Raw genomic sequence first — 21,176 nt, forward strand, 5'->3', positions numbered from 1 at the left:
GTGACCCCGCCGCCGCGGCGGCGGGGTCACGCCGCCGTGCTGGGGTCAGGGCCGGCCCTTGCCGAGGATCACGGTGCCGATCGCGGACAGCCAGCCGCCCGATCCGCAGGCAAGTGCGAACTCGGCGTCCTTGACCTGCGCCTCGCCACCCTGCCCCCGCAGCTGCCGGACGGCCTCGATCAGCAGGAAGATGCCGCGCTGGCCGGGGTGGCACGAGCTCAACGCGCCGCCCTCGGTGTTCATCGGCAGCCGGCCACCGAGCTCCAGCGCGCCGGATGCGGCGAACGGCCCGCCCTCACCCTTCTTGCAGAAGCCCAGATCCTCCAGCATCAGCAGCGCGGTGATGGTGAAGCTGTCGTACAGCTGCACGGTGTCGATGTCGTCCGGCGTCAGGCCGGCCATCGCGAACGCCTCGGCCCCGGAGCGCGCGGCGCCGGTCGTGGTGAAGTCGGGCATCTGGCTGACGTTCCAGTGCGTCACCGCGTTGGCGGCGCCCAGGATGTGCACCGGCGGCTGTTTGAGGTCCCGGGCCCGCTCCTCCGTCGTGATGATCAGCGCGCCGCCGCCGTCGGAGACCACGCAGCAGTCGAAGAGGTGCAGCGGGTCGGCGATCATCCGCGAGTTGACGACGTCGGCGACGCTGAGCGGCTTGCGGTACATCGCGTTCGGGTTGAGTTGCGCGTGCTTGCGGCAGGCCACCGCGATCGCGGCGAGCTGCTCGGACGTGGTGCCGTACTCGTGCATGTGCCGCTGCGCGGCCATCGCGTAGGCACCGATCAGGGTGTTGCCCCACGGCGACTCGAACTGCAGCGCGCCGGGCACCTTCGCCCCGGGCTCCTTGCCGCCGAAGTTCGGGTTGTTGCCCATCTTCGTGTAGAGGTCGGACCCGTAGACGATCAGCACCGTCTCGCACATGCCGGCGGCGATGGCGGCCATGGCGTGCTGGACGTGAAACTCGAAGGCCGAGCCGCCGATCGCGGTGTCGTCGAACCATCGCGGGTTGATGCCGAGGTACTCGACCAGCGTGCCGGCGTTCTCGGGCTCGGCGAAGTCGGTCGCCGCGCAGAAGAAGCCGTCGATGTCCCGCTTGGTGAGGCCGCAGTCGGCCAGCGCACGTTGCGTCGCGAGAATGTGATGACCGAGGGCGTCAAGGTGCGGCGCCTTCGGGTAGTCGCTCAGACCGGTGCCGACGATGACCGGATTGCGGTTGACCATGGAGCAGTTGCCTTCCTCTTGACGTGCTCACCGGCGACCAGGGGCAGGTCAACGGTTGAATTGGGCGTCGCGCGGCAGGCCGAGGATGCGCTCGGACATGATGTTGCGCATGATCTCGTCAGTGCCGCCGGCCAGGCGGCGGGACGGCGCGCTGAGCAGCAGGTCGGCCCAGACGTAGGTGCCCCACTCGCCGGTGTCGGCCATCATCCGCGGGCCGAGGATGCGTCCGGCCAGTTTGCCGACCGCGGTGACGTTGACCGAGTCCATCAGCTTGATGATCGACGCCTCCGGTCCCGGCTCGCCGCCGGCGGCGAGGCCTCGGGCGGCCCGCGCGGCCATCCACCGGATGGTTGTCTTGCGGATGGCGATCGCCGCGAACGCCTGCCGGATCACCGGGTCGTCGGCCAGCCCGAAGTGCTCGATCATTGCGGCGAGGCGCTCGACCTCGTCCGTGGCGACCGGTGCGAAGCGGAAACCGATCGTCGAGCGCTCGTTGCCCAGCGTGGTCATGGCGACCTTCCAGCCGTCGCCGGGCCGGCCGAGCACGTGGCTGTCGGGCACGAAGACGTTGTCGAGGAACACCTCGTTGAACGCCTCGCCGCCGTTCATCTGCTTGAGCGGCCGGACGTCGACGCCCGGGTCGTGCATGTCTACGACGAGCATGGTCAGGCCGCCGTGCTTGGACGCGCCCGGATCGGTGCGCACCAGCATCTCGCCGATGTCGCTGAAGTGGGCGCCGGAGGTCCAGACCTTCTGCCCGGTCACCAGCCAGCCGCCGGCGACCCGCTCCGCCCTGCTGCGTACGCCGGCGAGGTCGGAGCCGGCACCGGGTTCGGAGAACAGCTGGCAGGCGATCAGGTCGCCGCGGTAGATCGCCTGGAGGTACCTGTCCTTCACCTCGTCGGTGCCCCACGCGACCAGGGTGGGCCCGACGATGTGGTGGCCGACGATGAAGCAGGTCTCGGACGGGATCTCGTAGTCCTGGACGATCTGTTCGAACAGCTCCTGGTGCCGCGGGCCCTTGCCACCGCCGCCCCACTCGACCGGACCGGTCAGCCAGCCGAAGCCGGCGTCGTACAGCTCGCGGCGGAACGTGACCGCGGCGTGCACCAGCCGCAGCTCCTCGTCCCGGCCCGGCTCCCCGCCGACGGCCAGCTCGTCCGTGCCGACGCCCCAGCCGACGGCCTGCGGCGCGGCCGGCCTGGCATGCGCGTCCAGGAAGGCGACCGCGGCCCGGCGGAACTCGTCCTCGTCGTCGGGCGGTACGGGACCGGGGACCAGATCCGTCATGCCGGACCCCGCAGGAGCCGGCGCAGGATCTTGCCACTCGCGTTCCTGGGCAGCGGCTCGTCGTGCACCACGATCGCGTCCGGCACCTTGTACTTGGCCAGCCGGGCCCGGCAGAACGCCTGGACCTCGGCCGGGTCGATGACGGTGCCCGGGCTCAGGTACAGGTGGGCGTGCACCACCTCGCCCCAGTACGCGTCGGGCGCGCCGACGACGACGCCCTCGACCACGCCGGGATACGCGGCCAGCACCGACTCGATCTCGTTCGGATAGATGTTCTCCCCGCCCCGGATGATCATGTCGTTCTTGCGGCCGGCCAGGTACAGGTACCCGTGCTCGTCCAGATAGCCCAGATCGCCGCCCTTGAACCAGCCGTCGACGATGACGTCCTTGGTCCTCTCGGGCTGGCCGAGGTAGCCGCTCATCACCATGTCGCTCCGGGTCACGATCTCGCCGACCGTGCCGACCGGGACCTCCTGGTTGCGCTCGTCCCAGATCTGCAGGTCCACGTTGTAGCCGGGCCGGCCGACCGAGCCGAGCAGGTGCGGGTGGCCGTTCATCGCCTTGCGGTGGTCCTCCGGCGAGAGCACGCTCTGCTGGCCGGCCTCGGTCCCGGCGCCGAAGGCGTTGAAGAAATCGCAGTCCATGATCGCCATGGCCCGCTCGAGCAGGGCCGGCGACATCGGCGCGGCACCGTAGACGACCGACTTGAGCGTCCGGAAGTCCTCCGGCGTGACGCCTGGCTGCTGCAGCAGGTCGGCGACCATCGTCGGCACCAGGAAGACGTCGGTGAGCCCCTTGCGGAACCACGGCAGGATCTCGGCGGCGTTCCACTGCGGGAGGATCAGCAGGGTCGACCCGCGGTCGAGCGTCTTCAGCATCACGTTGAGGCCCGCCACATGGCACAGCGGGGAGGCCGAGTAGCGGAACTCGTCGCGGCGGAACTGGTACTCCAGCGTCGCGTTGGAGCACATGTTCTTCCACATGCGGTGCGACTGCATGACGCCCTTGGGCAGCGCGGTCGTGCCGCTGGTGAAGGCCAGCGCGATGATGTCCTCGTCGCCGATCTCGGCCGTCTCCAGCGTGCCGGTGGCGCCGGCCTCCAGCAGCTCGGTGAACGGCGTGGTGCCTTCGGTGTCGTCCAGGCCGATCACCTGCCGCAGCGCCGGGAGCTCGGACCGCAGGCCGGTCAGCATCGGCACGTAGCGGGCGCCGATGAAGATCCACGCCGCCTCGGCGGTGCGCAGCAGCGTGCCGATCTCGCGCGCCGACAGCCGGAAGTTCAGCGGCACGACGATGGCGCCGACCTTGAACAGGGCCAGGACCGTCTCCACGTACTCGATCGAGTCGGTGGCCAGGATCGCCACCCGGTCGCCCTGCCGCATGCCGGCGGCGTGCATGCCCCGGGCGAGCCGGTGCACCCGGTCGCGGACCTCGGCGAAGGTCGTGGTCCGTTCGGGCGTGACCAGGCAGGCGGCGTTCGGGCTCTGGCGCGCGGCGAGATCGATCCACTCGTTGATCTGGACCCGGGACAGCTTCTCCCCGGTGAGACGGGTCATCGGGTCACCTCCCCAGCATCGAGGAGAGGATCCCCACCTCGTCCATGCTGTTGCCCGGCGTCGCGTAGTTGGTGTCGTCGAAGATCTGGTCCAGGTGGTCGCGGACGTCCTCGGCGGACAGCGCGGGGTTGAGGTAGCCCTGGGTCACGCCGAGGAACACCCGGGCGACCCGGCCGCCGCCGACGCTGAGGATCTCCCCCGAGAGGCCGCACGACTCGTGGCCGAGGTACGCGACCACCGCCGAGGCGTGCCCGGGGTCGAGGAACTCGTTGAGCGGGTTGTCGAAGCCGGCCGTCATCCGGGTCGCGGCCACCGGGCCGATCGCGTTGGCGTTGATGTTGTACTTGCGCCCCTCCTGGGCCAGCACCTTGATCAGGCCGACGAGGGCGAGCTTGGCCGACGCGTACGACGCCTGGCCGAAGTTGCCCCAGAACCCGGCCGACGAGGAGGTGACGATGACCCGGCCGTAGCCCTGCTCGCGGAACCTGATCCAGGCCGGCCGGGTGACGTTGAACGCGCCCTTCAGGTGCACGTCCAGGACCGGGTCGACGTCGTCCGGGCCGGTGTTGTGGAAGGTCTTGTCCCGCAGGATGCCGGCGTTGTTGACGACGACGTCGACCCGGCCGAACGCCTCGATCGCCGTGTCGATGATGGCCTGGCCGCCCTCGACAGTGGCCACGGAGTGCGTGTCGGCGACCGCGGTGCCGCCGGCCGCGGTGATCTCCTTGACCACCAGTGCGGCCGGGCCGTCGTCGGTCCCGTCGCCGGAGAGGGAGGCGCCCAGGTCGTTGACCACGACCATCGCGCCCCGCCGGGCCAGTTCGAGCGCGTGCGCCCGCCCGAGGCCGCCACCGGCGCCGGTGACCACGGCAACGCGGCCTTCGTAGCTCAGCCCCACAACTGTCTCCCTCATGTCCACGGCCAACTCCCGGCACGCGCCATGGCGCGCTCCGGGACGTCGAAATCCGCCGGTCCTGAACCACCACCGGCCGGTGGTGAACTCCCCGACCTTGGCCGGTCGCCGGTTACGGCAGGCGTTACGCCCGGCAGTGAGGTCGGGGTAACGCCCGGTTCCTAGGGTCGGCCGGCATGAGTCGATTGCAGTCACTGGCCGAGGCGACCGGCGATTTCGAGGGTCTGACCACCGACCACGAGGACTTCCGGCACAGCCTGCGGTCGTTCCTCAAGCGGGTGTCGCCTGAGCCCGAGGTGCGCCGGCTGATGGCCACCGAGAGCGGGTTCGATCCGGCCCTCTGGCGGCAGCTGGCCGACCAGCTCGGGCTCCAGGGCCAGACCATCCCCGAGGAGTACGGCGGCTCCGGGTACGGCTACCTCGAACTCGGCGTCATCCTGGAGGAGCTGGGGCGGGCGGCGGTGTGCGCGCCGTTCTTCGCCACTGTCGTGCTCGCCGCCAACGCGCTGATGCTCGTCGGGGACGACTCGGCCAACGCCGACCTGCTGCCGGGCATCGCGTCCGGCGAGACGGTGGCGACCGTGGCGGTGACCGAGGAGAACGGGTCGTGGCAGCCGTCGGACCTCACCATGACCGCGCATCCGGCCGGCGACGGCTGGACGCTGGACGGGACCAAGGCGTTCGTCCTCGACGGCCTGTCGGCGTCGCTGATCCTGGTGGTCGCGCGCACCGCCGGCGGGCTGTCGCTGTTCGCGGTGGACGCATCGGCGCCCGGCCTGACCCGGGAGCCGATGCCGACCATGGACGAGACGCGCAAGCAGGCGGTGCTGGACTTCGCCCACACCCCGGCGCGGTTGGTCGGCGGCCCGGGCGGCCTCGAGCCGGTCTTCGACCGGTGGCTGGATCTGGCGGTGGTGGCGCTGGCCGCCGAGCAGGTCGGTGGGGCGCAGCACTGTCTGGAACTGTCGGTGGAGTACGCCAAGGTGCGCGAGCAGTTCGGCCGGCCGATCGGCTCATACCAGTCCATCAAGCACAAGTGCGCCGACATGCTGATCCAGGTCGAGTCGGCGCGGGCCGCGGCGCACTACGCCCTGGAGGCCGCCGCCACCGGGTCGCCCCACCTGCCGGCCATCGCCAGCCTGGCCAAGGCCTACTGCTCCGAGGCCTACTCGTTCGTCGCCGGTGAGACCGTCCACATCCACGGTGGCATCGGCTTCACCTGGGAGCACTCGGCGCACCTGTACTTCAAGCGGGCGGCCGCGTCGGAGCTGCTGTTCGGCGATCCGGACCGGCACCGCGACGCCTTCGTGCGGCGGATCGGGCTCGGCTCCACCCGCTGACCCCCCACCCGCTGACCCGCCGGCCGGCGACCCGGCCGGCGACCCGGCCGGCGGGTGACGGACGCGGGCCGGCGCCTGGCGGGGCGCCGGACCGCCGCAGTACGCCAAAGTGGGCACCGGCGCACCACACCGATGCCCACTTTGACCACGGGTCAGACGGGCAGGGTCAGACCCAGGCGGGCAGGTTCAGGTTGAACAGGTTGACCGCGTTGTTGTACGTGATGTCGCGGACGGTGGCCTCGTCCACACCCTGCATGTCGTACGCGACCTGCTCCTGGGCGTAGGGGAAGTTGCCCTCGGTGTGCGGGTAGTCACCGGCCCACATGAGGCGCTTGGAGTCGAGCAACGGCAGGGTGAGGATGCCGGGGCGGTCGTCCTCGAACGTGGCCCAGAAGTTGCGGTTGAAGTAGTCGCTGGGCTTGAGCGCGAGCTCGGGCACGGTCCAGCGGTGGTGGTCGGTGAACATGTGGTCCATCGTGTTGAGCTGGAACGCGATCCAGCCGATGCCGCCTTCGACGAGGATGAACCGCAGGTTGGGGTGGCGCTCGGGCACGGCCCCGTAGACGAGCTGCATGAACACCCAGCCGAGGCTGATCTTGTTACCGATGGCGTTGGTCCAGAAGACGCCCGGGGTGGTCTTGTCGTTGAAGACCGCCACCTGCCCGGCGGCCTGGTGGAAGCCGACCGGGAGGCCGATCTCCTCCAGCGCGGCCCACAGCGGCTCGAAGTGCTCGTCGCCCCACGCCTTGCCGGGCACCGACTGGGGCAGCAGGAACGTCTTCGCCCCGTGCGAGGCCCAGCGGTACGCCTCGTCGACGGCCGGCTGGATCGGGCCGTTGCCGACCGGCAGCGCGGCCGCGCCGACCAGGCGGTCCGGGTTGTACGAGCAGAAGTCCTCGAAGAGCCACTCGTTGTAGGCACGCACGCACGCGGCCTTGAGCTCGAAGTCGGGGATGCTGTGCACGATGAGCCAGCCCGGGTACACGATCTCGGCCTCGATGCCCTGGCTGTCCTGGTCGAGCAGGCGGGCGGCGGGGTCGTAGGCACCGGGCCGCTGGTCCTCGAAGCGGTAGCCGGTGGCGCGGGTGATCACCCCGTTGATCTTGGTGTTGATCATGGCGCCCTCGGTGCCGACCGGCTTGGGCGGCATGCCGGTGTTCGGCACGACGAACCAGTCGCCCTTCTCCGTCGATTCCACCTGCGGCGCCTGGTGGCGGAACTTCTGCGGGAGCCGCTTGAGCCACAGGTCCTTGGGCTCGACCACGTGAGAGTCGACCGAGATGAGTCGACGGGCGTTTCCGGTTGACATCGTCAGACACTCCCCAACGTTGATCCAAGCCACCGGATCACGGCCGATCCGGTGTCACGCTCCACAAACACGGACGCTAGGCGCCCCGCGTTAAGCCAGCCGTTATCCGTCAGAACAGGCGGTAGCTGCTGCGATAGAACAGCAGCGGCAGCGCCTGATGGTCGGTGCCGAGGTCGAGCACCCGGCCGATCACCAGCGTGTGGTCCCCGGCTTCGTGGGTGTCGACGATCTCGCACTCGAGGTGGGCGTGGACGGCCCGCAGGACGGGCGCGCCGGTGACCCCCGAGCGGTGCACGACGCCGGCGAAGCGATCGCCCTTCCGCGCGAACTGGCGGGCCAGCTCCTCCTGGTCGGCCGACAGCACGTTGGCGCAGAAGTGCCCGGCCGCGGAGATCGCCGGCCACGTGGTCGACGTGTTGGCCGCGCAGAACATCACCAGCGGCGGCTCCAGGGAGACCGAGACGAACGAGTTCACCGCCATGCCCACCGGCCCGTCGGGCGCGGCCGCGGTGACCACGACCACCCCGGTCGCGAAGCAGGCCATCGCGCTGCGCAGGGCGTCGCTGGCGATCGCCGGCTGCGCGGTCATACCCCGACCCGATCAGCGAAGCGGGCCCGGTGCTGGTCCGGATCACCGAACAGCAGGGCCGAGGACGTGGCGCGCTTGAAGTACAGGTGCGCCGGGTGTTCCCAGGTGAAGCCGATGCCGCCGTGGATGTGGATGTTCTCGCCGGCCGTCAGGCTGTACGCCTCCGAGCAGTACGACTTGGCCAGGCTGGCGATCGCCGGCAGCTCAGGGCCGTCCACGGTGGCCGCGTAGAGCGCGAAGTGGGCGGCCGAACGGGCCGTCTCCACCGCCATGAGCAGATCGGCACATTTGTGCTTGATCGCCTGGAACGACCCGATCAGTCGCCCGAACTGGGTGCGCAGCTTCGCGTAGTCGACCGCCATCTCCAGGCAGCGCTGGGCGCCGCCGACCTGCTCGGCCGCCAGTGCGACCGCGGCGAGGTCGAGCAGCCGTTCCAGCACCGGACCCGCGCCGCCGTCGACGCCGATCAGCCGGGCCGGCGTGCGGTCGAACTCGAGGACCGCCTGCTTGCGGGTCAGGTCCATGGTCGGCAGCGGCGTCCGGGTCAGGCCCGGCGCGTCGCCGGTGACCGCGAACAGCGAGAGCCCGGCCGGCGTCCAGGCCGAGACGAGGATCAGCTGGGCCGCCAGACCGTCGAGGACGAACGCCTTCGCCCCGGTCAGCTCCCACCCACCGGCCACGGCGGAGGCGCGGGTCGCGGTGTCGTCCATCCGCCACGAGCCCGAGCGGCCGGTGGCGGCCACCGTGGCGACGGTCTGGCCGGCCGCGATGCCGGGCAGGAAGTCGGCCTGCGCCGCCTCGTCGTCGGCGAGCAGCAGCGCGTTGGCGGCCAGCACCACGGTGGCGAAGAACGGCGAGCAGAGCAGCACCCGGCCCAGTTCCTCCAGCACCACCCCGAGTTCGAGGAAGGACAGGCCCGAACCGCCGAACCGCTCCGGGATGGCCGTGCCCTGCAGCCCCATCTGCTCGGCCAGCTGCCGCCACACCGCCGGGTCGTACCCGTCGGCGGTCTCCATGAGCCGGCGCACCTGCGCTTCCGGCGAGACCCGCTCGACGAACGAACGCACGCTGCGCCGGAACTCCTCGTGCTCCTCGGTGAGCCCGCTGAAGGCCGCGGTCGCGTCGGCCACTTGTTGAAGTCCGCTCATGATCGCAGACGGTATGCCGCGCGCGTGCCGCCGCCGTCAGCGTGCGTGCAGTAACGCCTGCCGTAACTACCGCTCGGCGATCGTGCTGGCACGAGCCGGTGCTGAACCTGCCCGCACGGAGGAGGAGCGTACCAGTGGATCTCAGCTTCGACGGCCGCGTCGCCGTCGTCACCGGCCCCGGTGGCGACCACCTTGACAAGGCGTCGGCATGCAAGCGATGAACCTGCTCGCGGCGGTGCCGAAGGAGTCCACGCCGTGACGACACCGACCTACCGCCCGGCCCGCCTCGTCGGTCAGGCGGGCCTCTCCCGGGTCCAGATCGGCGAATGGATCGACATGGCCGCCCGGCGCGCCCCTGAGCGCGCCTGCTTCGTCAGCGCGGCCGGCCAGCGCACCTTCGCCGAGGTCCGCGACCGGGTGCACCGCCTCGCCCGTGGCCTGCAGCAGATGGGCATGACGCCGGGCGACCGGGTCGCCATCCTGGCCACCGACTCACCCGAGTACGTCGAGACGTTCCTGGCCCTGGTCAAGATCGGGGCGGTTGCGGTGCCGCTGAACTACCGGCTGTCGCCGGCCGAGATCGCGACGCTGCTGCGGGCCGCCGAGGCTTCGTGGATCTTCGTCGGCGACCGGTACGTGCCCGACGTGCTGCGCCTGCAGCCGGATCTGCCGTACCTGCAGCACCTGGTCGGCTTCGACGGCACCCCGGGCACCACCGGGTTCGCCGACGTGTTGGCGTCGGGCGAGGACGGCGACCTGCGCGAGGCGTACGTCGCCGACGAGGACATCCTGGTGCTCGCCTTCACCAGCGGGACGACCGGCCTGCCCAAGGGCGTGATGCAGTCCCACCGGATGTGGAAGAACATGTGCTCCAACGCGGTGCTGGAGTACAGCTTCCGCCCCGACGAGCTGCGCTACTCCGCCTCCCCGCTGTACCACGTCGCCGGGCTCGGGCTGGTGCTCGACGCGATCAGCCGGAACGCGACCTCGCTGCTCGTCCCGCAGTGGGACCCGGCCGTGCTGCTCCCCTGGTTCCGCAAGGGCCTGACCGGTGTCTTCCTGGTCCCCACGATGATCAGCGCACTGCTGCAGCAGCCCGGCGTGGCGCGCGAGGACTTCGCGACGCTGCGCTCGGTCTTCTACGGTGCCGCGCCGATGTCACCGGACCTGCTGCGCAGCGCGATGGACATGATGAACTGCGACTTCTACAACGGCTTCGGCGCCGGCACCGAGGCCGGGATGCAGACCGTGCTGCGCCCCGAGGACCACGTCCGGGCCCTGGCCGGGCACCCGCACCTGCTGGGCTCGGTCGGCCGTCCCGGCTTCAACATCGATCTGCAGATCTGGGACGACGACAACAAGGAAGTGCCGATCGGTACGGTCGGCGAGATCGTCACCCGCAGTGACATGGTGATGAGCGGCTACTTCGGGCAGCCCGAGAAGACCGCCGAGGTGATCGTCGACGGCTGGTTCAAGGGCGGCGACCTCGGCTACCTCGACGAGGAGGGCTACCTGTACCTGGCCGGGCGCAAGGACGACATGATCATCCGCGGGGGCGAGAACGTCTACCCGATCGAGATCGAGTCCGTGCTGGCCGCCTACCCGGGCGTCGCCGAGTGCGCCGTGGTCGGTGCCCCGGACCCGTTCTGGGGCGAGATCGTGCGCGCCCACGTCGCCCTGGCCGACGGGGCCCAGGCGACGCCGGACGACATCCAGCGGTTCTGCCGCGAGCGCCTGGCCAAGTACAAGGTGCCCGACCAGATCCGGATCCATGACGAGGCCCTGCCCAAGAACGCCACCGGCAAGGTCCTGCGCCGACTGCTGCGGGAGCACAAATGAGCACGAACACCCCCGGAACCGATCCCGCTGAGGAGGAGTTCCGCCGGTCCGTGGTGGCGTTCCTCGACGCGCACGCGAAGCCCTTCACCGAGCGCTCGGTGAGCTGGGGCACCGGCCCGGACGAGCTCAGCATGGGCGCCGAGCCGAGCCGCGACGAGGAGCTGCGCGCGGTCGAGGCGGCCCGGGCCTTCCGGCGGGACCTGTTCGACGCCGGCTTCGGGTGGCTCACCGGCCCGGCCGAGCTCGGCGGCGGCGGCAAGGACCCGCGCTACCAGGAACTGTTCGACGAGATCGCGCAGGCCTACGAGCTGCCGTCCGAGACCTGCTTCGTGGTCAGCCATCACATCGTCGCGCCGACGCTGCTCGCCTGGGGCAGCCCGGAGGTCCAGCAGCGCTACCTGCGCGGGCTGTACCGGGCCGACGTGATCGCCTGCCAGCTGTTCTCCGAGCCGGAGGCCGGCTCGGACCTGGCCGGCGTCAAGTCCCGGGGGGTCCGCGTGGACGGCGGCTGGCGGGTCTCCGGCCAGAAGGTGTGGACGTCGGGCGGTCACTACAGCGACATCGGCGAGATGCTGGTGCGCACCGACCCGGCCGCCGCCAAGCACGCCGGCCTGACCATGCTGGTCGTCGACATGCACGACCCGGGCGTCCAGGTGCGCCCGCTGCGCCAGATGACCGGCGGCGAGGCGTTCAACGAGGTGTTCGTCGACGACGTGTTCGTCCCCGACAGTCACGTGCTCGGCCGGCCCGGCGACGGCTGGCGGGTCGCCATGACGACGCTCGGCAACGAGCGGGTGTCCATGGGAGACCGTCCGGCGCCCGCCGCGGCCGACCCGATCGAGCGCCTGCTGGCCCTGATCCAGCACTTCGGCCTGAACGACGACCCGGCGATCCGGCTGGAGTTCGCGCGGATCGCGATCCGGCGCAGCGTCGTTCGCTGGACCGCCGCCCGCGCGGCGGCGGCGCTGGCGGCCGGCGGCGAGCCCGGGGCCGAGGCGTCGATCATCAAGCTGATGGAGTCGGAGAACCTGCGCGCCGCCGGCACGCTCGCCGGTCGGATCCTCGGCCCGCGGATGACCGCCGACACCGGCGAGTGGGGCACCTACGTGTGGGCCGAGCTCGTGCTCAGCACGCCGTCCCTGCGCCTGGCCGGCGGCACCGACGAGATCATGCGCAACATCATGGCCGAGCGCATCCTGGGCCTGCCCCGCGAGGCGGCCCCCAACCGCTGACCGAATCGAACCCGACTGTTCCCATCGTCGCGCAACCCTAGGAGAACCACAGCAATGGTTGACCGCACGCCCGTGATCGCCGGCATCGGCCTGAGCGACTATCCAAAGACGCCGCATCTGGACTCGGTCGGGCACCATGTGCTGGCCACCCAACGGGCCCTGGCCGACTGTGGCATGAAGAAGAGCGACATCGACGGGTTCATGTGTGCCCAGGGCGACTTCGCGCAGCCCGACAACGCCGGCACGATGGCCGAGTACCTGGGCATCAACCCGCGGTACTTCGACGGCACCGCGGTGGGTGGCTCCAGCTTCGAGCTGCACATCCAGCACGCGATGGCGGCGATCCAGGCCGGCCTGTGCACCAACGTCCTCATCGTCTACGGATCGGACCTGTACACGCAGTCAGGCACCAACCCCGGCTTCGGCGCCCGGGAAGCGGGGGCAAAGGTGCCGGGTGCGCTGCAGTTCGAGGCGCCCTGGGGCAACTCCCTCATCGGCGCCTACGCGATGGCGGCCCAGCGGCACATGTACGAGTACGGCACGACGTCCGAGCAGCTCGCCGCCATCGCCGTGGCCTGCCGGACGCACGCCGGCCTCAACCCCAACGCCCAGTACCGCAAGCCGTTGACGGTCGCCGACGTGGTGAACTCCCGGATGATCGCCGACCCGCTGCACATGCTCGACTGCTGCGTGGTGTCCGACGGCGGCGGCGCGATCATCGTCACCACCGCGGAGCGGGCCCGCGACCTCAAGCAGCCGGCCGTGCGCATCCTCGGCGCGGCGTCGGCCCAGACCCACTGGAACATCAGCCAGATGCCCGACTACACCCGGACCGCGGCCGAACGCAGCGGCCAGGAGGCCTTCGCCCAGGCCGGCCTCACGCCGGAGGACATCGACACCGTCCAGCTCTACGACAGCTTCACCATCACGGCGCTGCTGATGCTCGAGGACCTCGGGTTCTGCAAGAAGGGCGAGGGCGGGCCGTTCGCGGCCTCGGGCGCGCTGCAGCTCGGCGGCAGCCTGCCGATGAACACCGACGGTGGCGCGCTGAGCTCCTGCCACCCCGGCATGCGCGGCATCTTCCTGCTGATCGAGGCGGTCCGGCAGCTGCGCGGCCAGGCCGGCGAGGCGCAGGTGAAGGACGCCGAGTACGCGCTGGCCTGCGGCTCAGGCGGCTGGCTCTCGGCCATGGGCACCGTGATTCTTGGAAAGGACAAGGGATGAGCGACCTGAACACCCCGGCTGTTGAAGGCCGTCCGGTGCCGCTGCTGGACGCGGCCACCCGGCCGTACTGGGAGGCCACCCAGCGCGGCGAGCTGCTGGTGCAGGAGTGTGGCACCTGCGGTCACCGGCAGTTCTACCCCCGCTCGATCTGTGTCGAGTGCGGCGCGACACCCGGCTGGCTGACCACCGCCGGCCGGGGCACGGTCCACACCTTCTCGGTGGTGCGGCAGTCCGGCGCGTTCCCGTTCAACCAGTGGACGCCGTACGCGGTGGCCATCGTGGAACTCGATGAGGGCCCCCGCATCATGGGCAACGTGGTCGGCTGCGACGTCGACGACGTCCACATCGGACAGCGGGTCGAGGTGGAGTTCGTCGCGTTGAACGACGAGGCGTCGCTGCCCTTCTGGCGCCCGGCCGGCGAGTAGCCCCGAACAGACGAAGAGGCCGGGCCCATGCGGGCCCGGCCTCTTCGTGCGCCGGTGGTCAGCCGGCGCGCAGCGAGCCCTCCGGCACGCCGCTGGCCATCAGCAGCGCCAGCGCCAGCCAGTCGGCGATCAGGTCGAGCGCCGGGCCCGGCGCGTCGGTCTGGATGTGCTCCGCGCCGCCCTCGGCGGCGGTGAACACCCGCAGCTGCTTGTCGGTCGAGCCGGCGGCCGCGAACGCCCGGCGCGCGTCCTCGACCGGGATCTGCCGGTCGTTCTCGCCGTGCACGATCAGCAGCGGCTGGGTCACCTTCGGCCAGACGTCCACCAGGCTCCACTGCTTGACCCGGACCAGCGCCTCCTCCATCGAGGCGGTGCCCATCACCCAGGGCAGGATGAACCACGCCCCCGGGTCGCTGGTGGTCCGCTGGTCCCAGCGGCGCTGCCAGACCTCGCCACAGTCCCAGTTGCCGCCCCACGCGGCGCAGGCCGAGACCCGCGGCTCGAAGGCCGCGGCCCGCGCGGCGTAGTAGCCGCCCAGGCTGATCCCCAGCACGGCGACGCGGCGAGCGTCCACGTTGTGCCGGGTCTGCAGGTGGTCGATGATCGCCGCGGTCGGCACCTCGTAGTCCGGACGCGACGGGATCCCGCGAAGACGCAGCGGCTCCCCCACCCCGGGGGTGTCGATGACCAGACAGGTGATGCCCCGGCGGGCGAAGGTCGTGCCGACGATCGCGCAGACCAGTTCCTTGGTCAGGTCGAGACCGCCGTACACGATGACCACCGGCTGCGGCTTGGCCGCGTCCGGCGCGATGAGATAGCCGGGCAGCGTGCCGTCCGGGGAGTCGACGTGGATGCGCTCCAGCGAGAAGGGCGCGCAGTCCACCGCGTTGCCGAACGCCTGCAGCACCGCGGCGTACCCCTCCGACTTCGCCGGCCCCGGCGGGAGCTGGCGCTGGCCGGTGGCGTGGTACACCGACGCCCGCAGGTAACGCGCCCCTGCGCTCGCCAGGTACCCGGCCTTGACGTCCTCGGCGGCGAGCAGCTCCTGCTGGTGCGCCATCGCCGCCCAGGCCGAGGCCCAGGCGTCCAGGTCAGGTTCGTCCGCTGCACGCAACGGTTGCAGCCAACGGTGGATGTCGCCCAGTGAGCCACCGGCCATCAGTGCCAGGTTCACGGCCGATGACCAGGCGTAGTTGCCTGGGAAGTACTCGAACACGGTGGCTCCTCGCTCCACGGTGCAACCAGGGGGCGCGAACCCCGAGGCCCGCGCCCGTCATTCCTGGTCATGGTTCGTTACTGCCGGCGTTACTCGACCCCGCCGTCGTTACCCGACGCCAAGATCACTTCGTGGCCCACTGCGCCCGCGGACGCTCCTCGGGGCCGGACAGGCCGCCGATCTCCGGGTACACCTTGGTCGCCATCAGCTCCATCTCCCGGATGAGGTCGTCGGTGGGCTGCTGCGCCCAGTGCCAGATCAGCACGGAGTACTCGTAGGGGACCTGCTCCCACTCGGCCGCGAACTGGGCCTTCGCCTGGTCCACGGTGCCGCCCAGGAACAGGCCGGAGTCCTTGATGCCCTGGAGCACGTTCGAACCGACCGGCATCTTCTTCTTGAAGAACTTGGAATAGAAATTCTCGAATATGTCTGCATCGTAGTCCATCAGCGCCTTGTCGTAGGCCGCGGCCGAGTCGTTGATGTGCGGCCAGCGCACGGGCGCCTGGTTGGCACCGAGCGGGAGCGGGTGGCCGACCTTGGCCGCCTCGTCGGCGTAGATCCTCGCGAACTCCTCGGTGCGCGCGGCGGGCGAGAAGTTGCACACGACGAAGCCGTTACGGGCGCAGTAACGGATGGACTCCTCCGAGCTGGACGACGCCACGAACACCGGCGGGTGCGGCCGCTGGTAGGGGGCCGGCGTGACCGAGACCTTGCGGATGGCACCGTGCTCGTCGACCTCGTCCAGCGCGCCCATCAGCGCGGTGGTGTCGGCGGCCGGGTAGCCGGTCACGCCGGTCTCGTACGGGAACGGCACCTGCACCCGGGAGCCCTTGAAGTCGAACGAGTCCTCGGTCCAAGCCTTGAGCATCAGCTCGACCTGCTCCTCGAAGAGGGCCCGGTTGGCCAGGTCCGCGGCGCCACCGTCGGACAGCGTGGCCTGGGCGCCCAGGTGCTGACCGAGCACGTCGGTCCAGCGGGACTGGTAACCGCGGCTGACCCCGGCCCAGAACCGGCCTTCGAGCATGTGGTCGAGGACCGCGCACTCCTCCGCCACCCGGATCGCGTCCTGCGTGCCGATCACGTAGCCGTTGGTGCCGACGTTGATCCGGCTCGTGTGCGCGGCCAGCCACGCGTTGATCACACCGGGCGACGGGGAGACCTCGTAGCCCTCGGAGTGGAAGTGGTGCTCAATGCCGGCGATGCCCCAGTACCCGAGGTCCTCGGCCGCCTTGGCGATCTTCGCCCAGTCCCGCATGATCTTCTGAAACTCGCCCCGGTCACGCCCGAGCGGTCGTCGGGCAGCACGCCCCGCGGCTCCACCTTCGACCGGGAAGACTGGATACAACTGAACGATCGCCTTCACACTCACGCTTCACTCCTCAACCAGGTGCCTAGCCGGTCTTGCCTTACCATCTGCCCATCAAACGACCGCGCAGTTACCCGGCCGTTCCCGCCGGGCATTAACGACGAAGTAACGGCCCGCGCCATAGAACGCAGTGGTCCCCACCACGGAGGTTCTGATGAGGGTCTGCCGCTTCACGCCCCACGCCTGGCCGGAGGCCGAGGTGCGCGTCGGCGCCGCGACCGGGCCGCTCGACGCGCCGATCGTCGTCGACCTGGCCGCGCTGCTGGCCTCGGAGATCCTGGCGGACGGGGGCGAAGCGGACCGGGCCGCGGCGCTGGCCCGGGCCGTGTTCCCGGCGAGCACGGTGGCGCTGCTGGGATCCGGTGGCCGCGCCCTGGCCGAGGCGCGGCGGCTGCTCGACCGGCTGGGCCCGCCCGAGGCCGCCCTGGACACGGCCGGCCGGCTCGGCCGCCACGCCTACCGGCGCGACGAGGTGCGGCTGCTCGCGCCGATCGACCGGCCGCCGACGGTGCGCGACTTCTTCGCCTTCGAGGACCACATGGTCACGTCGCTGAAGAACCTGGGCCGGGAGGTGCCGGCCGAGTGGTACGAGGCGCCGTCGCACTACATCACGCGCAGCGCCTCGGTCTTCGGCCCGGACGAGGTGGGCCAGTGGCCCAGCTACACCGAGAAGCTCGACTACGAGCTGGAGTTCGGGATCGTCATCGGCAAACGGGGCCGTGACATCGCGCCCGAGGCGGCCTGGGACCACATCGCCGGCCTGACCATCTTCAACGACCTGTCCTGCCGGGACACCCAGCGCCGCGAGATGGGCACCCGGGTGGGGCCGGCCAAGACCAAGGGGTTCGATCACGCCTGCGCGACCGGGCCGTACCTGGTCACCACCGACGAGATCGTGCGGCCGTTCGCCGCCGGGATGCGGGCCTACGTCAACGGCGAGCTGTGGTCGCAGGGCTCGGCCGGGTCGATCTACTGGCCGATCGAGGCCCTGGTCGCGCACGCGTCGGCCGGCGAAACGCTGCTGCCGGGCGACCTGATCGGCTCCGGCACGGTCGGCACCGGCGCCGGCATCGAGATCGACCGCTGGATCCGGCCGGGTGACGTGATCCGGCTGGAGATCGACGGCCTGGGCGCGCTGGACACCCGGGTCGAGCGGCCGGTCGCGTCCTGATGCGGCCGCCCATCCTGCGCGAGCGCGACCTGGCGGTCCCGCTCGGCGACGGCGGCGACGTGCTGCGCGCTGACGTCTACCGTGACCCGGCGCCCGGGCGCCGGCCGACGCTGCTCCAGCTCACCGCGTACGACAAGGCCAACTGGGCCTCGGTCAACGGCGTGATCAATCCCGAACGCGCGGTGGACCAGGGATTCGCCGTCGTCGTCGTGGACGCCCGCGGCCGGTACCGCTCCGGCGGTGCCGAGCCGTTCCGGCCCTTCGCCGGCTCCGGCGTCGAGGCCGCCGCGTGCGTCGCATGGGCCGCGGCGCAGCCGTGGTCCAACGGCTCGGTCGGGATGTACGGCGCCTCGAACAACGGCGTCCCCCAGTGGCAGGCGCTGCGCTTCCGCCCGGCCGCGCTGCGCACGATCGTGCCCCACTTCACCGCGTCCGAGTTCGACCGGGGCTGGGTCTGGCGGGGCGGGGCGTTCCAGCTCGGCTTCAACCTCTGGTGGAGCCTGGCCAACCTCGCCCCCGACCAGCTGCGCCGGGCGCTCGCCCGCGACCGCGTTCCGGACTCCGCCGCCGCGCTGGCCCAGGCGCTGCGCGACCCGGACGCCGCCCTGCGCCGGCTGCCGCTGGCCGACGTGCCGGCCCTGGACGGCATCGCGCCGCACTACCAGGAGTGGCTGGACCACCCGGCCGGGGACCCCTACTGGCAGGAGCTGAACGCGGGTCCGGCGGTGGCCGGCACCGACCTGCCGGTGCTGCACGTGGCCGGCTGGTACAACGTGCACCTGGACGGAAACCTCGCCAACTACGCGGCGATCCGGGCCGCGGGCGGGCCGGCCGCGGCCCGGCAGCGCCTCATCATCGGCCCGTGGACGCAGTGGTCACCGGCGCTGTTCGGCGACACCTGCGGGCCGGAGCGGCGGTTCCCCTCCACCATCGACATGGAAGGGTTGCAGCTCGCCTGGTTCGACCAGCACCTGGCCGGCGGCCCGGGGCCGGACCTGCCCCCGGTGCGGCTCTTCGTGATGGGCATCGACGAGTGGCGTGACGAGCAGGAGTGGCCCCTCGCCCGCGCGGTCACCGTCCCGTGGTTCCTGCGCAGCGATGGCGCGGCCAACTCGCGGTACGGCGACGGCCGGCTCACCCCCGAGGAACCGCCCGGCGCCGAGCCGCCCGACACCTTCCGGTACGACCCGAGGGACCCGGTGCCGACCCGTGGCGGCGCGACCTACCTGCCTAACCCGGCCGGCAACTCCGGGCCGATGGATCAGCGGGTGGTCGAGGACCGCAACGACGTCCTCGTCTACACCAGCGAGCCGCTGGCCGAGCCGGTCGAGGTGACCGGCCCCGTCCACGCCGTGCTCTACCTGCGCACGAGCGCCCCGGCCACCGACCTGACCGCCAAGCTCGTGGACGTGCACCCCGACGGCCGGGCGGAGCTGCTCTGCGACGGCATCCGGCGGATCACCGCCGCCGAGCTGTCGGCCGTCACGGGCGCTCCGCTGCGGGTCGAGGTGGACCTGATCGCCACCAGCAACGTGTTCCGGCGCGGGCACCGGATCCGCCTCGAGGTCGCCAGCAGTTCGTTCCCCAAGTACGACCGGCACAGCAACCGGGCCCACCACCCGGTGTCCACTGAGGACGAGTTCCACGTCGCCCAGCAGACGATCATGCACGACGAGCAGTATCCGTCGGCGCTGATGTTGCCCGTCGTCCCCGCCTGAACCATCCACAGCAGACAGGAGCACCGCCATGCCGACCGGCGATCCGCAGGGTCTGATTCCGATGCTCTCGGTCGAGGCGAGCGCCGAGATCGCCGTCGCGGCCGGGCTGCGCGAGGAGATGTCGCGCATCCACTTCTACCGGTTGCTGATGAACTCACCGCAGTCGGCCCGGGTCGAGAACGAGATCAACGACCGCATCCTCTGGGAGGGACGGCTGACCGTCCGCCCGGAGGCGACCCGGCTGCGCGAGCTGGCCATCATGCGGGTGGCCTGGGTGACCGGGTCGGAGTACCTGTGGGCGCACCACTACGCGCCGACCGTGGACGTCGACCTGCCCGGCAAGCGACCGGCCGACGTGCTGGCGGTGCGCGAGGGCGCGGCGCACCAGTCGTTCGGCCCGGCCGAGCGAGCCGTGATGCGCGCGGTGGACGAGATGGTCCGCGACGACCGGATCTCCGAGCCGGTCGTGCACGAGCTGAGATCGTTGCTGGCCGACGACGGCGAGGTCGTCGAGCTCTGCTACGTGATCGCGATCTGGCGGGCGCTGACCACCTTGATGGCCACGTTCCAGGTGCCCCTCGAGCCGGGCTACCAACCGTGGGCACCGGACGGACTGGCGCCCGCAACCAGCCGGAGCGCCGCATGAGCGGCCCGCAGCGGAGCGGAGGGCTGCGAATCATGGGCGCAGGGTGGAGCTCAGGCCGGCGCCGGAGCGCAGCGGAGGTGACGGCATGAGCCACACTGCCCCGGACGGTGCGCTGGACCTCGACGGCCACACCTGCGTCGTCACCGGTGCCGCGCAGGGCATCGGCGCCGCCGAGGCCCGGCTGCTCGCGCGGCGCGGCGCGGCCGTGCTCTGTGTGGACCGCACCGACACCGGTGCGCTGGCCGACGCGATCCGCGCCGACGGCGGTGTCGCCGCGTCCTGCGCGGCGGACGTCACCGAACCGGGCGCGGCCGAACACATCCTCGCCGCGGCCGAAGGGCTCGGCCGCCCGGTCTCCATCCTGGTCAACAACGCCGGCATCATCCGGGACCGGATGGTCTTCAACCTCAGCGACGAGGACTGGGACGCGGTCATCGCGGTCAACCTGACCGCACCGTTCCGGCTGAGCCGCGCGTTCGCCCGGCACTGGCGGGCGCAACCACGGCAGCCCGGCCGACGGATCATCAACACCAGCAGCGAATCCGGCCTGTACGGCAACGCGGGACAGAGCAACTACGCGGCCGCCAAGGCCGGCCTGGCGGCGATGACCCTGACGCTGGCCGCCGAGTTGGCCCGGTACGACGTCTGCGTCAACGCGATCGCGCCGCGGGCGCGGACCCCGATGAGCGAGGCCGCGTTCGGCGCGGCGCCGGCCGCCGGCGGCGACCCGTTGCCGGCCGAGCGGGTCGCCGCGCTGGTCGCCTGGCTCGCCGCGCCCAGCGGCGAGGACATCACCGGGCAGGTCTTCGTGGTGTTCGGCCAGACCGTGCAGCGGATGCAGACCTGGGCCCCGCGGCACACGGCCCGCCAGCCCGACGACTGGTCGGCGGCCTCGGCCCTGCAGTTGCGCGCGGATCTCTTCCAGGGCGACGGTACCCGGCACGAGCCGGCCCCGATCGGAGACCTGTTCAGCGGGTGA

18 protein-coding genes are annotated in these 21,176 nt (G+C 71.2%); 9 read left to right on the forward strand and 9 right to left on the reverse strand.

What is annotated here, in order from left to right; genetic code table 11:
- Positions 1 to 45: 45 nt before the first annotated feature.
- The 4 genes from AB0H83_RS08460 to AB0H83_RS08475 are packed head-to-tail and all read right to left on the reverse strand — an operon-like array spanning position 46 to position 4,974.
- Entirely contained in the window at positions 46 to 1,215 is a 1,170-nt protein-coding gene (locus AB0H83_RS08460; protein ID WP_360088997.1) for an acetyl-CoA acetyltransferase, read from the reverse strand.
- Positions 1,216 to 1,263: 48 nt separating this feature from the next.
- Entirely contained in the window at positions 1,264 to 2,505 is a 1,242-nt protein-coding gene (locus AB0H83_RS08465; RefSeq protein WP_360089000.1) for an acyl-CoA dehydrogenase family protein, read from the reverse strand.
- The gene (locus AB0H83_RS08470) at positions 2,502 to 4,061 is read right to left on the reverse strand and encodes an AMP-binding protein (RefSeq protein WP_360089003.1); all 1,560 of its coding nucleotides are present in this window, start codon (positions 4,059 to 4,061) and stop codon (positions 2,502 to 2,504) included. The genes AB0H83_RS08465 and AB0H83_RS08470 overlap by 4 nt, the downstream gene beginning before the upstream one ends.
- 4 nt (positions 4,062 to 4,065) lie before the next feature.
- Positions 4,066 to 4,974 (reverse strand): SDR family NAD(P)-dependent oxidoreductase, encoded by a 909-nt coding sequence (locus AB0H83_RS08475; protein WP_360089328.1) that lies wholly within the window; start codon positions 4,972 to 4,974, stop codon positions 4,066 to 4,068.
- A 176-nt stretch (positions 4,975 to 5,150) separates the two neighbouring features.
- Between AB0H83_RS08475 and AB0H83_RS08480 the strand changes: the two genes are divergently transcribed.
- Complete coding sequence (locus AB0H83_RS08480) at positions 5,151 to 6,314, forward strand: acyl-CoA dehydrogenase family protein (RefSeq protein ID WP_360089006.1); 1,164 nt, start codon at positions 5,151 to 5,153, stop codon at positions 6,312 to 6,314.
- Between the two features lie 166 nt (positions 6,315 to 6,480).
- Here AB0H83_RS08480 and AB0H83_RS08485 read toward each other — a convergent pair whose 3' ends face one another.
- The 3 genes from AB0H83_RS08485 to AB0H83_RS08495 all read right to left on the reverse strand — a co-directional run bounded on the left by AB0H83_RS08485 (position 6,481) and on the right by AB0H83_RS08495 (position 9,360).
- On the reverse strand, positions 6,481 to 7,623 hold the full coding sequence (locus tag AB0H83_RS08485; RefSeq protein ID WP_360089009.1) for an amidohydrolase family protein: 1,143 nt from the start codon (positions 7,621 to 7,623) through the stop codon (positions 6,481 to 6,483).
- A gap of 109 nt (positions 7,624 to 7,732) precedes the next feature.
- Entirely contained in the window at positions 7,733 to 8,212 is a 480-nt protein-coding gene (locus tag AB0H83_RS08490) for a flavin reductase family protein (protein WP_360089012.1), read from the reverse strand.
- Positions 8,209 to 9,360: an acyl-CoA dehydrogenase family protein gene (locus AB0H83_RS08495; protein WP_360089015.1), complete on the reverse strand. Its 1,152-nt coding sequence runs from the start codon at positions 9,358 to 9,360 to the stop codon at positions 8,209 to 8,211. The genes AB0H83_RS08490 and AB0H83_RS08495 overlap by 4 nt, the downstream gene beginning before the upstream one ends.
- Before the next feature lie 255 nt (positions 9,361 to 9,615).
- Here AB0H83_RS08495 and AB0H83_RS08500 point away from each other — a divergent pair, with 255 nt between their 5' ends.
- The 4 genes from AB0H83_RS08500 to AB0H83_RS08515 are packed head-to-tail and all read left to right on the forward strand — an operon-like array spanning position 9,616 to position 14,080.
- Positions 9,616 to 11,199, forward strand: coding sequence for an AMP-binding protein (locus tag AB0H83_RS08500; protein ID WP_360089018.1), 1,584 nt, complete (start codon positions 9,616 to 9,618; stop codon positions 11,197 to 11,199).
- Entirely contained in the window at positions 11,196 to 12,431 is a 1,236-nt protein-coding gene (locus tag AB0H83_RS08505) for an acyl-CoA dehydrogenase family protein (protein WP_360089021.1), read from the forward strand. Before AB0H83_RS08500 ends, AB0H83_RS08505 begins: the two co-directional genes overlap by 4 nt.
- 54 nt (positions 12,432 to 12,485) lie before the next feature.
- Positions 12,486 to 13,655, forward strand: coding sequence for an acetyl-CoA acetyltransferase (locus tag AB0H83_RS08510; RefSeq protein WP_360089024.1), 1,170 nt, complete (start codon positions 12,486 to 12,488; stop codon positions 13,653 to 13,655).
- The gene (locus tag AB0H83_RS08515) at positions 13,652 to 14,080 is read left to right on the forward strand and encodes a Zn-ribbon domain-containing OB-fold protein (protein WP_360089027.1); all 429 of its coding nucleotides are present in this window, start codon (positions 13,652 to 13,654) and stop codon (positions 14,078 to 14,080) included. Before AB0H83_RS08510 ends, AB0H83_RS08515 begins: the two co-directional genes overlap by 4 nt.
- A gap of 58 nt (positions 14,081 to 14,138) precedes the next feature.
- On the opposite strand, the gene AB0H83_RS08520 is transcribed toward AB0H83_RS08515, so the two are convergent.
- Together AB0H83_RS08520 and AB0H83_RS08525 are read right to left on the reverse strand one after the other, a co-directional pair.
- Positions 14,139 to 15,296 carry an alpha/beta fold hydrolase gene (locus AB0H83_RS08520; RefSeq protein WP_360089030.1) on the reverse strand — a complete coding sequence of 386 codons (1,158 nt, stop codon included), beginning with the start codon at positions 15,294 to 15,296 and terminating at the stop codon, positions 14,139 to 14,141.
- Positions 15,297 to 15,420: 124 nt separating this feature from the next.
- A complete protein-coding gene (locus AB0H83_RS08525) occupies positions 15,421 to 16,551 on the reverse strand; it encodes an LLM class flavin-dependent oxidoreductase (protein WP_360089033.1) in 1,131 nt (376 codons plus the stop codon).
- A 265-nt stretch (positions 16,552 to 16,816) separates the two neighbouring features.
- On the opposite strand from AB0H83_RS08525, the gene AB0H83_RS08530 reads away from it, so the two are divergent.
- The 4 genes from AB0H83_RS08530 to AB0H83_RS08545 all read left to right on the forward strand — a co-directional run bounded on the left by AB0H83_RS08530 (position 16,817) and on the right by AB0H83_RS08545 (position 21,176).
- Positions 16,817 to 17,833, forward strand: a complete 1,017-nt coding sequence (locus tag AB0H83_RS08530; protein ID WP_360089036.1) for a fumarylacetoacetate hydrolase family protein — start codon at positions 16,817 to 16,819, stop codon at positions 17,831 to 17,833.
- On the forward strand, positions 17,833 to 19,551 hold the full coding sequence (locus AB0H83_RS08535; RefSeq protein ID WP_360089039.1) for a CocE/NonD family hydrolase: 1,719 nt from the start codon (positions 17,833 to 17,835) through the stop codon (positions 19,549 to 19,551). The genes AB0H83_RS08530 and AB0H83_RS08535 overlap by 1 nt, the downstream gene beginning before the upstream one ends.
- 28 nt (positions 19,552 to 19,579) lie before the next feature.
- Positions 19,580 to 20,197, forward strand: a complete 618-nt coding sequence (locus AB0H83_RS08540) for a carboxymuconolactone decarboxylase family protein (protein WP_360089042.1) — start codon at positions 19,580 to 19,582, stop codon at positions 20,195 to 20,197.
- 85 nt (positions 20,198 to 20,282) lie between these two features.
- Positions 20,283 to 21,176, forward strand: a complete 894-nt coding sequence (locus tag AB0H83_RS08545; RefSeq protein ID WP_360089045.1) for an SDR family NAD(P)-dependent oxidoreductase — start codon at positions 20,283 to 20,285, stop codon at positions 21,174 to 21,176.

The organism is Dactylosporangium sp. NPDC050688, from assembly GCF_040654515.1.
Classification (GTDB): Bacteria; Actinomycetota; Actinomycetes; order Mycobacteriales; family Micromonosporaceae; genus Dactylosporangium.

What these genes read in the sequence shown, in the direction of transcription:
- AB0H83_RS08460 (WP_360088997.1), bottom strand. Translation starts at nt 1,215, where the DNA reads ATGGTCAACCGCAATCCGGTCATCGTCGGCACCGGTCTGAGCGACTAC.
- AB0H83_RS08465 (WP_360089000.1), bottom strand. Translation starts at nt 2,505, where the DNA reads ATGACGGATCTGGTCCCCGGTCCCGTACCGCCCGACGACGAGGACGAG.
- AB0H83_RS08470 (WP_360089003.1), bottom strand. Translation starts at nt 4,061, where the DNA reads ATGACCCGTCTCACCGGGGAGAAGCTGTCCCGGGTCCAGATCAACGAG.
- AB0H83_RS08475 (WP_360089328.1), bottom strand. Translation starts at nt 4,974, where the DNA reads ATGAGGGAGACAGTTGTGGGGCTGAGCTACGAAGGCCGCGTTGCCGTG.
- AB0H83_RS08480 (WP_360089006.1), top strand. Translation starts at nt 5,151, where the DNA reads ATGAGTCGATTGCAGTCACTGGCCGAGGCGACCGGCGATTTCGAGGGT.
- AB0H83_RS08485 (WP_360089009.1), bottom strand. Translation starts at nt 7,623, where the DNA reads ATGTCAACCGGAAACGCCCGTCGACTCATCTCGGTCGACTCTCACGTG.
- AB0H83_RS08490 (WP_360089012.1), bottom strand. Translation starts at nt 8,212, where the DNA reads ATGACCGCGCAGCCGGCGATCGCCAGCGACGCCCTGCGCAGCGCGATG.
- AB0H83_RS08495 (WP_360089015.1), bottom strand. Translation starts at nt 9,360, where the DNA reads ATGAGCGGACTTCAACAAGTGGCCGACGCGACCGCGGCCTTCAGCGGG.
- AB0H83_RS08505 (WP_360089021.1), top strand. Translation starts at nt 11,196, where the DNA reads ATGAGCACGAACACCCCCGGAACCGATCCCGCTGAGGAGGAGTTCCGC.
- AB0H83_RS08510 (WP_360089024.1), top strand. Translation starts at nt 12,486, where the DNA reads ATGGTTGACCGCACGCCCGTGATCGCCGGCATCGGCCTGAGCGACTAT.
- AB0H83_RS08515 (WP_360089027.1), top strand. Translation starts at nt 13,652, where the DNA reads ATGAGCGACCTGAACACCCCGGCTGTTGAAGGCCGTCCGGTGCCGCTG.
- AB0H83_RS08525 (WP_360089033.1), bottom strand. Translation starts at nt 16,551, where the DNA reads ATGCGGGACTGGGCGAAGATCGCCAAGGCGGCCGAGGACCTCGGGTAC.
- AB0H83_RS08530 (WP_360089036.1), top strand. Translation starts at nt 16,817, where the DNA reads ATGAGGGTCTGCCGCTTCACGCCCCACGCCTGGCCGGAGGCCGAGGTG.
- AB0H83_RS08535 (WP_360089039.1), top strand. Translation starts at nt 17,833, where the DNA reads ATGCGGCCGCCCATCCTGCGCGAGCGCGACCTGGCGGTCCCGCTCGGC.
- AB0H83_RS08540 (WP_360089042.1), top strand. Translation starts at nt 19,580, where the DNA reads ATGCCGACCGGCGATCCGCAGGGTCTGATTCCGATGCTCTCGGTCGAG.
- AB0H83_RS08545 (WP_360089045.1), top strand. Translation starts at nt 20,283, where the DNA reads ATGAGCCACACTGCCCCGGACGGTGCGCTGGACCTCGACGGCCACACC.